10 protein-coding genes, 1 tRNA gene and 1 pseudogene are annotated in these 13,699 nt (G+C 38.8%); 9 read left to right on the plus strand and 3 right to left on the minus strand.

Annotated features, from left to right (window positions below; genetic code table 11):
• The first annotated feature begins 208 nt into the window (after positions 1-208).
• Positions 209-3,130, plus strand: coding sequence for an insulinase family protein (locus Q0594_RS07095; RefSeq protein WP_298730822.1), 2,922 nt, complete (start codon positions 209-211; stop codon positions 3,128-3,130).
• A 55-nt stretch (positions 3,131-3,185) separates the two neighbouring features.
• Here the strand turns inward: Q0594_RS07095 and Q0594_RS07100 are convergent, their stop codons facing one another.
• The gene (locus Q0594_RS07100; RefSeq protein WP_298730825.1) at positions 3,186-4,382 is read right to left on the minus strand and encodes an O-antigen ligase family protein; all 1,197 of its coding nucleotides are present in this window, start codon (positions 4,380-4,382) and stop codon (positions 3,186-3,188) included.
• 171 nt (positions 4,383-4,553) lie between these two features.
• Between Q0594_RS07100 and gpmA the strand changes: the two genes are divergently transcribed.
• The 3 genes from gpmA (at position 4,554) to gorA (ending at position 7,700) form a co-directional block, all read left to right on the plus strand.
• Positions 4,554-5,240, plus strand: a complete 687-nt coding sequence (gene gpmA / locus Q0594_RS07105) for a 2,3-diphosphoglycerate-dependent phosphoglycerate mutase (RefSeq protein WP_298730828.1) — start codon at positions 4,554-4,556, stop codon at positions 5,238-5,240.
• An 11-nt stretch (positions 5,241-5,251) separates the two neighbouring features.
• A complete protein-coding gene (locus tag Q0594_RS07110; RefSeq protein WP_298730830.1) occupies positions 5,252-5,794 on the plus strand; it encodes a dihydrolipoamide dehydrogenase in 543 nt (180 codons plus the stop codon).
• 556 nt (positions 5,795-6,350) lie between these two features.
• Positions 6,351-7,700, plus strand: a complete 1,350-nt coding sequence (gene gorA, locus Q0594_RS07115) for a glutathione-disulfide reductase (RefSeq protein WP_298730832.1) — start codon at positions 6,351-6,353, stop codon at positions 7,698-7,700.
• Between the two features lie 381 nt (positions 7,701-8,081).
• Here the strand turns inward: gorA and Q0594_RS07120 are convergent.
• Together Q0594_RS07120 and Q0594_RS07125 are read right to left on the minus strand one after the other, a co-directional pair.
• A tRNA-Leu gene (locus tag Q0594_RS07120) sits at positions 8,082-8,164 on the minus strand.
• 36 nt (positions 8,165-8,200) lie between these two features.
• Positions 8,201-8,635 (minus strand): SprT family protein, encoded by a 435-nt coding sequence (locus tag Q0594_RS07125; RefSeq protein ID WP_298730836.1) that lies wholly within the window; start codon positions 8,633-8,635, stop codon positions 8,201-8,203.
• Positions 8,636-8,755: 120 nt separating this feature from the next.
• Between Q0594_RS07125 and trkA the strand changes: the two genes are divergently transcribed.
• From trkA to Q0594_RS07150, 5 genes and pseudogenes are all read left to right on the plus strand, one after another.
• Entirely contained in the window at positions 8,756-10,108 is a 1,353-nt protein-coding gene (gene trkA, locus Q0594_RS07130) for a Trk system potassium transporter TrkA (protein ID WP_298730838.1), read from the plus strand.
• Positions 10,109-10,118: 10 nt separating this feature from the next.
• The gene (locus Q0594_RS07135; RefSeq protein ID WP_298730839.1) at positions 10,119-11,582 is read left to right on the plus strand and encodes a TrkH family potassium uptake protein; all 1,464 of its coding nucleotides are present in this window, start codon (positions 10,119-10,121) and stop codon (positions 11,580-11,582) included.
• Between the two features lie 120 nt (positions 11,583-11,702).
• A complete protein-coding gene (locus Q0594_RS07140) occupies positions 11,703-12,653 on the plus strand; it encodes a DUF1002 domain-containing protein (protein ID WP_298730841.1) in 951 nt (316 codons plus the stop codon).
• A 211-nt stretch (positions 12,654-12,864) separates the two neighbouring features.
• The gene (locus Q0594_RS07145; protein ID WP_298730843.1) at positions 12,865-13,191 is read left to right on the plus strand and encodes a hypothetical protein; all 327 of its coding nucleotides are present in this window, start codon (positions 12,865-12,867) and stop codon (positions 13,189-13,191) included.
• 250 nt (positions 13,192-13,441) lie between these two features.
• Positions 13,442-13,699 (plus strand): annotated as a pseudogene (locus Q0594_RS07150) (phosphoribosylglycinamide synthetase); the annotation flags it as partial.

The following is a 13,699-nucleotide window of genomic DNA, read 5'->3' on the forward strand; positions in this document are numbered from 1 at the left end:
AAAAAAGTAAAATGTAACATATATGTTACATTTTAAAAATATGAAAATTCTCTAGGGAATAAATGGATATACAAGCCTTCAAAGCTGTGATTTTATTTATTGTACATAAAATAGGTTCACAAAACATCTAATTCTATCCCTTGTCTTCTTTTTTCGCACCAAAAGTGTTAAAATGGGTGCAAACCTTTTAAGAAGAAGGAGGAATTTTATGCCAAAAGAATTTAATGGCTTTAAATTATTAGAAAAGAGAGACTTACCAGATATCCGTTCAGTAGGGTATTTATATCAACATGAAAAAACAGGAGCGGAAGTTCTTTATTTAGAAAATGAAGACGATAATAAAGCTTTTAATATCGCGTTTAGAACTCCACCATATGATGATAACGGAATTGCACATATTATCGAACATTCAGTATTAAATGGATCTAGAAAGTATCCAACCAAAGAACCTTTTGTAGAGTTATTAAAAGGATCTTTGAATACTTTCCTAAATGCGATGACTTATTCTGATAAAACAGTGTACCCAGTATCTTCTCGCAATCAAAAAGATTTTACCAATTTAATGTCAGTTTATTTAGACGCTGTGTTCTATCCGAACTTCAAGCATGACCCTCAAATTTTAATGCAAGAGGGATGGCATTATCACCTAGAGAATGCTGAAGATGAACTGATTTATAAAGGCGTTGTTTATAATGAAATGCGTGGGGCTTTCTCCCAACCAGAATCAGAATTATATCGTTTAATTGAACCAACTTTATATCCAGATACGGTGTATAAACATATTTCAGGAGGAATGCCTGCTAGCATCCCAACATTAACGCAAGAGAAATTTGTGGCTTTCCATGACAAATATTATCACCCAAGCAATGCGCGTGTTACATTATACGGGAATCTAGATTTAGACGTTGCTTTTGGTCAATTAAGTGAATATTTTGATGCCTTCGAACCAAAAGCATATGACTTTGGTCCTGTTGAACAAGCTCCGTTTGAAAAAAGACATGAATTAGAAGCGAAATTCTCGATTTCTCAAGAAGAATCTGAAGAAAACAAAACATTGCTTGCTTATGTTTGGGCTGCTGGAAAAGGCACCGATGCTGAATCACTGATTGCTTTAGCCGTATTAGACGAACTTCTTTTAGGAAGTAATACAGCACCTATTAAAAAAGCACTTTTGAAATCAGGGCTCGGTTCTGATGTATCTGGTGGTTTTGGTGCAGCAACATATTCACCTATATTTGAAATTGTTCTCAAAGATACAAATCCTTCTGCAAAAGAAGAATTTATTACGATTATTGAATCAGAATTAAAACGACTCGTTGAAGAGGGAATTCCTCAAAAAGCCATTCAAGCAGCATTAAACAAAGCAGCTTTCAGATACAAAGAACTTACAGCATTAGAAGGTTCTACTCCTAAAGGCATTCTGTATTCTTTAAATGCGCTAACGAGCTGGTTATATGGTGGAAATGTGTTCGAGACATTTGAGTATCAACCGATTTTAGATAAGATTCAAAGAGAAATGACTAATGGATACTTCGAAAAATTAATTCAAAGTACGTTATTAGAGAATACTCACTCAGCAGTTATTACACTTTCTCCTGAACCAGGACTTCTTGAGCGTAAAGACCAAGCACTAAAAGAACAATTAGCATCCTATAAAGCTTCACTAAGTAATCAAGAATTAGAAGCATTGGTCGAAGAAACTCAAAAATTATTAGAACGCCAAACAACTCCTGATAAGGAAGAAGATTTAGCAAAATTACCAAAACTATCGATTGAAGATATCGATCGAGAAGTAAAACCTTTACCATTAACGATAGAAGAAAATGAAGGAAAACCAACCTTCCTACACTATGAAGATTTTACAGCGGGAATTTCTTATGTGAAATATTATTTCGATTTATCCGGTGTGAAGACAGAAGATATTCCAGTCGTTGCGTTCTTAACAGAAGTATTAGGGGAAGTTGGAACGGAGAACTTCACAGATGAAGCTCTCAGCACAGAAATTGACTTCTATACAGGTGGAATTGGAACAAACGCGACAGTGATCACTGAATCGGTAGCAGACAATATCTACTATCCTAAATTCACAGTGAGTGGGAAAGCCTTGTCTGAGTATCAACCACAGCTCTTGAGCTTGATTGAAGAAATCGTTCATCGTTCGAACTTGGATGATGTAGAAAAAATCAAGGAGCTTTTACTCAATGTGAAAGCAGACTTAGAAATGAACTTCAACTATGGCTCACATGTGGCTGCACTTCATCGTTTAGAATCTTACTACTATGAAGGAGCTAAATATGCTCAATCTCTTGAAGGAATTGATTATTACGATTTCATTTGTGATGTGGTCGCTGGATTTGACGCAGAGCCTCAAGCGTTTATTGACCGCCTAAAAGCTGTGTTAAAAACGATTTTAACAACAGACCAATTAGTGGCTACTTTTGTCGGAAGCAAAGTTGACTTCGACCACTTCAAACAAGTGTCAGAGGACTTCTTCAAACATCTTGGAAATCATAAAGTTGAAAAACAAGCCTTCACCAATCCAGTGGAAGTGTTAAACGAAGGATTTAAGACAGCGCAAGAAATTAACTATGTCGCAAAAGGATATAACCAAACGCTTCTAGGTGTTCCAGTGAACGGAATGAACTTATTCTTAAAATCAGTTTTAGGACTTGATTATTTATGGAATACAGTTCGTGTTCAAGGTGGGGCATACGGCGGTATGAGTGTCATTAATGATAAAGGGGATGTAGCGGGTCTTTCTTACCGCGACCCTAACATCGTTGAAACGCTCGAACGATATGACGGACAAGTGGAGTACTTAGAAAACTTCAACTTGTCTAAGGCGGAATTTGAAAAGAACTTGATTGGGACATTCAGTTCGATCGATCGTCCGCTTTCTGCCTCTCAAAAAGGTGCGGTAGCCTTTACCCGTTACTTCACGCATATGACGCAAGTAAAAGTGCAGCAGTTCCGTGATGAAATCTTAGGGGCAACTCCTGAAAAGGTACGTGCATACGCTCCAACGATGAAAGCCATTATGGATCAAAATGCGTTTGTCGTAATTGGAAATGATACGAAGATTGAAAATCATAAAGACATCTTCAAAAACATTCGTAACTTAACAAAATAAGACAACTAAAAATCCCAACTATCACAGAAGTGACAGTTGGGATTTTTATTGTTTACTATTCATGAGGCATTTTATTTTCTTCTTGTTTCATCCACATTGGGATGCTTGTCATTACAAGTAAGAAAAGGAAGGCACTTTGTACCCAAAGAATGGCCACATCGAAAATGCCGTGTACGAAAAGTACAACGATGAGTGACACATAGAGACCAACGATTGGACGTTTCTTAGGATCACGACTCATTTCCATAATCATGCGCACTGGTTGAAGAGTAGAAATCATTAAAAGCAGCGTTCCGATAATCCCGTAGCTTGAAATGGTATCGATATATAAACTGTGCGCGTGTTCGTGGTATCTGGCGCCGATTCTTGCAAAACTATGCAAGTAGGTCAGAGGTCCTTCCCCGAACCATGGATTTTGTTTAAAGAGAACCACGCCGGCATTCCAAATTGAAACGCGTTCTTCCATGGATGAGCCAAAACTTCCCATACGAACACCGATGTCACTTGAGAAGAGGAACATGAGTCCAACTCCAAATGCGGCGATGCTAAGCCAGAATGCTTTCGAGCTACGAATCGTCGTGAAGAGGTAAATAATCGCTCCGCAGATAATCGCTGGGAAAGCCGTTCTGTTTTGCGTGAAGCTAAGGCCGAATAGATTAATACCAATCGCGACAGCGCCGATGAACTTCCAGAACCAACTCTTCGTGATGCTGAGTAAGTAGAAGCCAATCATAATACAGAAGCAACAAATAATGCCGTAGTAGTTCGGATTAAAGAAGGTTACTTCCGCACGGTTTTGGTGCCATACTTGCATCTTTGGTGATAGGAAGGTGTAGTTAAATTTATGAACGATTTCGTAGTGTTCTAAGAACGCAAACCCCGCAGCGAAAATGCTGAGGAGTAAGACTGTCTGTAGAACAATATGGAAAAAGTCCGGTGTCAATCGTCTTTGATAGTATTTAAAGAATATCGCATACATCACGAATCCAACCGAGATGACAGCGCCGATATAGTTGCCGGCTACCATTGATACGATAAAGCTAAATCCGATAAACGCCAGTAAGAACGGGTGAGAGAGTAGGTCTTTAAAGACTTGTTTTAATTTTCCCGTAAAGGCGAGAAGTATGATATATAAGACGAACAATGTTAGAAATAGATAAAACGGAAGGAAGCTACTGATAATGAGTAAGTACAGTGCTAGGTCCTGATTCGAGAATCGTTTTATCTTTTCGATAATCGTTAGTAATTTCATAATGTTCCTTTCAGGTAGTGTTTCTACCAATCATCTAATGAAATAGATATCAGCTTATTTTACCACTAAATGATGATTTAGGGCAAATAGCAACACATCGGGCGCCGTTCTTTGAAACTTTCTGAGAACAGGCGTACAATATAAGTAGAAATTCAGAAAGAAGGAATGAACATGAAATTAGTATTTGTTCGACATGGAGAAAGTGAATGGAACGCCCTCAATTTATTTACCGGTTGGAGTGATGTGGAATTAACTCCTAAAGGGGTAGAAGAAGCGCATCATGCAGGAGAAATGCTCCGCCCATTAGGCATCCAATTTGATCATGTCTATTTATCAGTCCTCAAAAGAGCCATCCACACAGGACACATTGTCTTGTCTGAATTAAATCAAGACTATTTACCAGAAACAAAGAGTTGGCGATTAAACGAACGCCACTATGGAGCCTTACAAGGACTCAACAAACAAGAAACACGTGAAAAATACGGCGACGAACAAGTGTTGCTTTGGAGACGTTCATACGACGTGATGCCTCCACTGCTTAGCGAGGAAGAAGCGGCTAAACAAGCTAAAGATCCACGCTACAAACATCTACAAGTGAAGGACCTTCCTCAAGGAGAAACGTTGAAAACAACCTTGGACCGCGTGCTTCCAATTTGGCAAGATAAGATTGCGGTGGATTTATTAGACGGCAAGAATGTTCTAGTCGTAGCTCACGGTAATTCACTTCGCAGCCTGGTGAAATACTTACTCAACCTTAGCGAAGACGAAATCTTGAAATTCGAAATTCCAACAGGAACACCACTTGTATTTGACCTTGACGAAAAATTACAAGTAAAGGAATACCATTTTGAAAAATAAGGAGAATGCGAATGAAGTGGGAGAAAAAACACATATTAGAAGAGAACGTTGAATGGAGAGGTCTTCCTGAAAGTGAAATGAAACCGTTCAAAGCTTATGTAAATGAAAAGACACCAGGAATTTGTGGAACGTATGCAGCTGCTACGTTAACAGTACTGATGGCAAAACGCGAAGAAGTAGTGACACAATCAATGGACGAACTTTTGAAGGGGATGGAAGCATCCATTGAATACGCGTTTCCATATCGAGGAACTTTCTATTGGGACGTGCAACGCGGACTCAATCACGAGTGGAAGAAATACGGCTATAAAACACACTTTAATTTATTTAGTGAAAAAGTTGTACCGGGCCTTCTTGATGATGGAGTTCCTGTTGTAGTAGGAACGACCGCCGCTCTAGGTAGCCCGTATAAAAATCACTGGATTGTGGTGTACCAATACGCTTTCGATTCTAATGGCAAACTTTGGTATAAGGCATACGACAACCATGGTTCGATTACAACCATTATTCCAGCTGTCCAAACACTTTGCGCTATCTGGCTAGAAAAGCTCTAGTCACCGCACTAATTAGAAGGCTAGATAGCACCAAGCTCTAAACCTGAAAAGCAGAAGCTATCTTTCAGCACAGGAACAAGGAGTAAAGAGGCCGTTATTTGGCACGTGATTCTATCAGAGCATTATTCAACTCTGACTCAAAAAGAGATAGCACTAAAAAATGATTACGAAGAAGCCTGCGGGTTTTATAATCGCAGTAACGTGAATAGCATCGAATGTGAGGGAGAAAGACAGAAATAGCGTAAATACTTTTATGTATTTACGCTATTTAGTTTTCTTTCCCCCACAAAGTTGAATAGGAATGAGCTAGCTGGAAACAGCGAAGCTCATCCCATTCAACCACTGTGCTTACGCGGAGTAGGAACTTGTTCCTTACTCCGCGTTTGAAGTTTCGAAGGAGCAAGACCAAGGCTTGCTCCGGTGCAACGTTACAGTGATTACGCAAGGCTTTGCAGTAATCATTTTTTGTGTGCTTAGAAGCATTTCATGAGCAGGGTTAAAGACAAAAGCAAAAGCGCTCTGATAGAATGAATGTGACAAAAAGGAGGAAGAATGAATGAAAGAATTTGATTTAATTTCTATCGGTGGCGGAAGCGGTGGTATTGCCACAGCAAACCGTGCAGCCATGCATGGGGCAAGAGTGGCCGTAGTAGAAGGGAACTTACTTGGAGGAACCTGTGTGAATATCGGCTGTGTTCCTAAAAAAATTATGTGGTACGGAGCGCAAATTGCTGAAGCGATTCACGCGTATGGACCAGACTATGGTTTTACATCAGAAAATGTAAAATTTGATTTTAAGACATTAAAGAAAAACCGTGAAGCGTATATTGACCGTTCCCGTAATTCTTATAATGGAACTTTTGAACGAAACAATGTAACGGTGATTAAAGGGTACGCGCGCTTTGTCGATGCACACACAATTGAAGTGAATGGGGAAGAGTATCGTGCAAACCATATTGTAATTGCAACAGGGGCAAAACCTGCGATTCCAAATGTAGAAGGTAAAGAACTTGGGGGAACTTCTGACGATGTGTTTGCATGGGATGAGTTGCCACAATCTGTAGCCATCTTAGGTGCTGGATATATTGCCGTAGAACTTGCGGGTGTTTTACATGCTCTAGGCGTAAAGACAGACCTATTTGTTCGCCGCGATCGTCCACTTCGTAACTTCGATCATTCGATTATTGAAGTGCTAGTTGAGGAAATGGAAAAATCAGGACCAACTTTGCATACTAATAAAGTGCCTCAAAAACTCGTTCAATTAGAAAATGATAGTGTGGAAATTCAATTTGAAGATGGAACAAGTTTTACTGCTGAAAAAGTCATTTGGGCAACAGGACGCATTCCTTATACCGAAGGATTAAACCTTGAAGCAGCAGGTGTTGAATTAACAGAACGTGGATTTATCAAAGTGAATGAGTACCAAGAAACGACAGCTCCAGGGGTGTACGCCTTAGGAGATGTATCTGGTGAAAAAGAATTAACACCAGTAGCGATTAAAGCAGGACGCACACTAGCAGAACGTTTATTTAACGGACAAACAAACGCGAAAATGGACTACACAACGATTCCAACAGTTGTTTTTTCACACCCAGCCATTGGAACAGTAGGACTTTCAGAAGAACAAGCCGTTAAAGAGTATGGTGAGAAAAATGTGAAGACCTATTTGTCAACGTTTGCTGGAATGTATTCAGCTGTGACAAGTCATCGCCAACAAGCACGCTTCAAACTGATTACAGCAGGACAAGATGAAAAAGTAGTCGGACTTCACGGGATTGGATATGGCGTTGACGAAATGATTCAAGGCTTTGCTGTAGCTATTAAAATGGGGGCAACAAAAGCTGACTTCGACGCAACCGTAGCCATTCATCCTACAGGAAGTGAAGAGTTTGTTACTATGCGATGAGGATACGAGGGCGAACGCTCAGGACTGAAACACTGGACCGGAGTAACGCAAGGGACTTGAAACAAGTCGTGCGGATACTTCGGGAAGCAAAACTTCACAGTGTGAAGTTTTGCAGTCCTGTGAGCCCGAGTTCAACTACAAACAGGATGTGAGGCAGAAAGACAGAAGCAAAGAATGATTTCACTGTGTGAAGTCATTCTGCTTCGTAGTCTTTCGCCCGCAAAGTTTATTAGACATTCTTGAATCATGAGTGATGAAAAGAATGTCAATAAACCACTGCGCAAACAGAGCAGAGATCTTAATCACTGCACAAATTCTTTTAATCTACAACCACAAAAATACCCTAGATGGATAACCATCTAGGGTATTTCATTCTCTTTATGCGGCCGGCGGGACTTGAACCCGCACAGGTATACACCCACTGCCCCCTCAAGACAGCGCGTCTGCCATTCCGCCACGACCGCAGAACTATTTCAGTTTAACAAATGTTTAGTGGAATTTCAATCTAAAAGAATTAGTTTTCCATGACATTTTCCGCATACATAGCGTTTCGTATTCATCTTACGCATTCTAGGGTAGCGGTGATGGCACGCTGAACATTCGTAAATGAAGTTCGGCTCGCTCATGCGATCTACAAAGCGACTTCCGCCCACTTGATGAAGGAGTTGTTTAAAGTCCTGGTCTTGGTGACGGTAGCCACGACCTGTTTGATGCAAGTGATAATGGCAGAGTTCATGTTTAATCACGCCAATCAGCGCTTCAAGCCCCAATTCTTGTTCGACAAGGGGATTTATCTCGATATTTCCGCTCTTCAAAAGATAACGACCGCCGCTGGAACGCAGACGCTTGTTATAACTAATCTGATGCGTAAAGTCACGGTGAAAGAAAGTCCGTGAGAGCTCCTTGGTTAATTGTTGTAATTCATGTTCGATCATAATTGCCTCCGACCTTAGTGTAACATTCTTTGCCCCTTTAGAAAACAAGATAAACTTTGACCTTTTCGCACCAGACGGGTAAAATGGGAGGGTATAAGATTTTCAATCTGGAGGAAAAAAATGAAAATTGTTGTTGTCGGTGGGGGAAAAGTCGGAGAAGTGATTTGCCAAGAACTCTCAACGGAAGAAAATGACATTGTATTGATTGATAAAAATCAAGATATAATTGATCGACTCTTAAACAAATTCGATATAATGGGAATTTGTGGAAACGGTGCTAGTTACGACATTCTTGTAGAAGCAGGAGTGGAAAACTGTGATATCTTTATTTCCGTAACGGAAATGGATGAAATTAATATTATTGCGTCAATCCTTGCGAAAAAAATTGGGGCGGAATATACAGTTGCACGTGTGCGTAATCCTGAGTATTCACAACAATTACAACTCATTCGTGAAAGTTTAGGAATTTCATTACTGATTAACCCTGAGCTTTCGACAGCTCGTGATATCGCGAATAACTTTAATTATCCTTCTGCATTAAGTGTAGAAAATTTCGTTGGAAATCGAGTGAGCTTACTTGAGCTAGAAATCAACGAAGGATCACCTCTTGCTGGATTAACTTTAAAAGAAGTGCGTAACCGTTTTGAATCCATCTTAATCTGTGTAATTCATCGTAACGAGCAAAGCTTTATTCCTGACGGAGACTCAACACTAGAGGCAGGAGACCATGTTTATATTACTGGAGCGTATCCTGACTTGCGCAATTTCTTACAATTAACAGGACAAGAAACGAAGAGTGTCTCTTCAGCTGTGATTGTTGGTGGTGGTCGTATCACCTATTATTTACTCAATATGTTGAAACAAACTAAAATCGATACGAAAGTGATTGAAGTAAATGAAGAGCGCAGTGAATTTTTAAGTTATGCCTTCCCTCATACATCAGTGATTCATGCCGACGGAACGGATCACGATGTATTAGAGGAACAACGCATTACAGAATATGATGTGTTTGTATCAATGACAGGGATTGACGAGGAAAATTTAATCCTTTCTGCATATGCTAAGCAACAAGGCGTTCAAAAAATTATTACGAAGATGAGTCGTCCAGCTCTTCTTAAAGTATTTAAAGGTTTTGACAGCCAATCAGTTGTGACGCCTAAACATATCGTGGCTAATGAAATTATTCAATTCGTTCGTTCACGTTCAAATACTCAAGGGTCAAATGTTGAAGCATTATACCGTTTAGCAGATAACCAAGTTGAAGCACTGCAATTCCGTGTTCAAAAGAATAGTGCGATTTGTGGTATTCCACTATCTGAACTAAAGACAAAATCAAATCTCTTGATTGCGTTTATCGTCCGTGGACAACAACTGATTTATCCAGCCGGAAATGATACGATTGAACCATTTGATAAGGTAATCGTTGTGACAACGGAAAAAGACTTTGACGACATTAATGACATTTTGGAATAGAGGTGTCGCAATGAATATTAAAACAGTTCGCTATTTTGTGGGAAAAATGCTTCAAGTTGAAGCGGCACTTTTAGCTTTACCACTGATTGTTAGCTTTATTTATCAAGAGTCACACACTCAAAAACTAGCTTATGCTGGTACGATTCTGATGTTGCTCGTGATTGGCTCTCTCTTAAGCTTTAGAAAGCCTGAGCCACTTAAAATAATGGCGCGGGACGGGGTCGTTACCGTTGCGTTGAGTTGGATTTTACTCTCTTTCTTTGGAGGATTACCTTTTGTCTTTACGGGGGAAATTCCTAATGTGGTAGATGCCTTCTTTGAAACAGCAAGTGGATTAACAACAACGGGTTCAAGCATTATTCCAGACCTTTCTGTATTAGCGCATTCTTCATTATTTTGGAGAAGTTTCACTCACTTAGTCGGTGGGATGGGGGTACTGGTTTTTGCACTTGCGATTCTGCCAAGTCATGGTTCTGAATCCGTGCAATTAATGCGTGCGGAAGTACCTGGACCTGTGTTTGGGAAACTTGTATCGAAACTAGCGCATACGGCACAAATTTTGTATTTGATTTATTTAGCGATGACTGCCGTACTCGTGATTATTCTAGTCATCTTTCAAGTACCACTCTTTGATGCGTTGCTTCTAGCGTTTGGTACAGCTGGAACGGGTGGTTTCGGGATTAATAATGCCGGATTTAGTATTTACGCCAATTCTGCAGCTGTGGAATGGATTATCGGAGTAGGGATGATGCTCTTTGGAATCAACTTTAACTTGTACTACTTTATTCTTTTAGGCGCTGTTAAAGACGTTATCAAAGATGAAGAAATGCGTACGTATGTCGGAATCGTCCTTAGCTTTACGATGATTATCTTCGCAGTATTGACGATTACACAAACGGCTTTAGGAGTTCCAATTCGTAGCGTCTTCTTCACGGTATCGTCGATTATTACGACAACGGGATATTCAACGGTTGACTTTGGACTCTGGGGAGTGTTCCCACATGCCTTGCTTCTTCTACTAATGTTTATTGGGGGATGCGCAGGGTCAACAGCAGGGGGGATTAAAGTTTCTCGTATCATCGTGTACTTCAAGAGTGCGATTGCCGAATTAAAGCGCATGGGACAACCTCGCCGTGTCTTTGTTCCAACGATGAATGGAAAACCAATCGACAATAAGATGGAGAAGAGTATTGCTAACTACTTAATTGTGTATGTATTATTCTTCCTCGTATTGTTACTCTGTGTGTCATTTGAAGCAGGCGATTTTATAACAGCCTTCTCAAGTGTGGCCGCAACCTTTAACAACATTGGACCAGGCCTTGGCCAAGTTGGGCCTACAAGCAACTTTTCGATGTATTCGGATTTTAATACATTTGTCCTTTCAATTGGAATGATTGCAGGACGTTTGGAAATTTATCCAATCATTATGCTTTTCTCACCAACAACAATGAAGGCATTTACTCGAAGACGTTAACAAATTCTTAAACAAATAGATAAAGAACTTTAAGGAAAGGGCACTCTTTTCTTAAAGTTCTTTTTGTATACTATAGGTGTAACGAGTGAGTTACGATTTTAAACAAAGGAGGTTCATTCCATGAAGAAATGGATTAAAGGAACCGTAATTGCGCTTGCTTTACTTGGAGTAACCATGAAAAGTGCATATGCAATTGATACATCAACCATTGATGAAAAATGGGGGAAACCAACCGTTGTTTATGGCGGAGGGTTAAATGAATCGCAAATTAAACAGACATCAGAGTTGTTAGGAATTAAAGATCCAAATGCAGTGAAAACCGAAAAAGCAACTGGACAAGATATGATTAAATATCTTGGAAGTGGAGATGGAAACACTTCTATTATGATTTCTTCAGTGATGGTACAAAAGAAAGATAAAGGGACTGGTGTGAAGGTTCGAATTAAGACGCCTGAAAATATCACACTAGTGACAGCAGAGCAATATGCTAATGCAGCCATTACAGCAGGGGTAACAGATGCGGAAATTGAAGTCGCAGCAGTATCAAAGGTAACTGGAGAGTCCGCTTTAACAGGTGTATATAAAGCCTTCGAAGCAAACGGGGTTCAGCTGGATGCCAAACGTACTGAAGTAGCTCAACAGGAATTAGAAGTGACGAATAAAATCGCGCAAGAGAATGCAAACCAGAAGGGATTTGATTCCTCAAAACTCGATAAAGCGATGATTGAAATCAAAAAAGAACTAGCAGAACTCAAACAAAAGCAAGGACAACTAGCAACTAAGGAAGATATCGAACGCATTATTAATGATGCCTTGAAGAATAATTCATTGCAAAATGTGATTTCTAAAGATCAAATTAATGCATTAGTCACTTTTGCACAAAACTACCAAAACACAAGTGCGATTGATTCCAAACAAGTATTAGAGCAATTAAATAACTTGTCAAAATCAGTCGGCGAAAAGATTAACAGCTTAGTCGAACAAGCCAAAAACGAAGGATGGTTGGATAAAATTGCCCAATTTTTCACTTCCATCTTTGAAAGTATTAAAAACTTATTCAATCAACAATAAGAAAGTCCGATTGAATACTTAATAAACAAAAAGCAGTCTTACAAGAACTAACTAAGAACAGCTGTAAGTTCTTAGAATTCCCCTCTTTAGGTTCTTGCAAGGCTGTTTTTTTGCTTTTCATCAATATCTCTACAAGGTCTTCACAATAAAAAAATACATTAATGTTATAATTCCTAAGAAGATATCTCTAGTAAAAAAGGAGGAGAATGCAATGAAAGGATTGATAAAAAAGTATATCGTCTATATTGTTATTGCAATGATGTATTATCTCATTCCATTATATTTAGTGAAAGATATAGGAAGTGGTATCTTTCTACTATTAACGGCTATCCCTACAATTGTATTCCTTATTTCACTCATCTATGCTAAAAAGAATGGATTTAAATGGTATTTTTCTGTTATCGTTGGATTATTGTGGTTTCCGAATGTGTTTATTTTAAATGACTCTGCCAGTAGTTATACAATGGTTTATGGAGCCATTAGTTTTATTGGCCAATTGATTGGAAATCTTCTTAGAAAATATAGAAAGTCCATTTAGTTTCTAATCATGAAAAAGAGTTAAAATCAACAAATAACCCTGACCAGAGATGGTCAGGGTTTTCTGTTTTGTTTTAGAATAAGATAAGATGCAACAACCCTATTTTATACTTTTTTGGAGGGTATTAATATTTTTAGAAGATAATATGAAATATTATGTTGACTGTTATTTTTAGAATGTGTAGAATTTACATATGCTATTAAAAGAGAAGATTCTTTCAGAAAAGCAAAAATAGTGGAGGGTATGTAAATTGAGAAGTACAAATAAAAAGAAGAAATTTAATATGTTTAGTGTTCTATTGAATGTGGTATTAATAGCTATTATAGCTATTGGAGTGCTATTTTTCTTACCTAAACAACAAAAATCAGAAATCAAATCTTCAATTAATATCGAAAGTATTGAAAAAGTGAATGAAGTTGTATTTTTGAATGCAGGAGTTAATGAAATTATTACTGAATCAAAAACAACTCAAGTTTTCGGATTTGATGTGCCGTTCTCTAAAAAAACG

The organism is uncultured Granulicatella sp. (assembly GCF_938030755.1).
Classification (GTDB): domain Bacteria; phylum Bacillota; class Bacilli; order Lactobacillales; family Aerococcaceae; genus Granulicatella.

Bases quoted from the DNA above. Each gene is read 5' to 3' on its own strand.
- Q0594_RS07095 (WP_298730822.1), top strand. From the start codon at position 209: ATGCCAAAAGAATTTAATGGCTTTAAATTATTAGAAAAGAGAGACTTA.
- Q0594_RS07100 (WP_298730825.1), bottom strand. From the start codon at position 4,382: ATGAAATTACTAACGATTATCGAAAAGATAAAACGATTCTCGAATCAG.
- gpmA (WP_298730828.1), top strand. From the start codon at position 4,554: ATGAAATTAGTATTTGTTCGACATGGAGAAAGTGAATGGAACGCCCTC.
- Q0594_RS07110 (WP_298730830.1), top strand. From the start codon at position 5,252: ATGAAGTGGGAGAAAAAACACATATTAGAAGAGAACGTTGAATGGAGA.
- gorA (WP_298730832.1), top strand. From the start codon at position 6,351: ATGAAAGAATTTGATTTAATTTCTATCGGTGGCGGAAGCGGTGGTATT.
- Q0594_RS07125 (WP_298730836.1), bottom strand. From the start codon at position 8,635: ATGATCGAACATGAATTACAACAATTAACCAAGGAGCTCTCACGGACT.
- trkA (WP_298730838.1), top strand. From the start codon at position 8,756: ATGAAAATTGTTGTTGTCGGTGGGGGAAAAGTCGGAGAAGTGATTTGC.
- Q0594_RS07135 (WP_298730839.1), top strand. From the start codon at position 10,119: ATGAATATTAAAACAGTTCGCTATTTTGTGGGAAAAATGCTTCAAGTT.
- Q0594_RS07140 (WP_298730841.1), top strand. From the start codon at position 11,703: ATGAAGAAATGGATTAAAGGAACCGTAATTGCGCTTGCTTTACTTGGA.
- Q0594_RS07145 (WP_298730843.1), top strand. From the start codon at position 12,865: ATGAAAGGATTGATAAAAAAGTATATCGTCTATATTGTTATTGCAATG.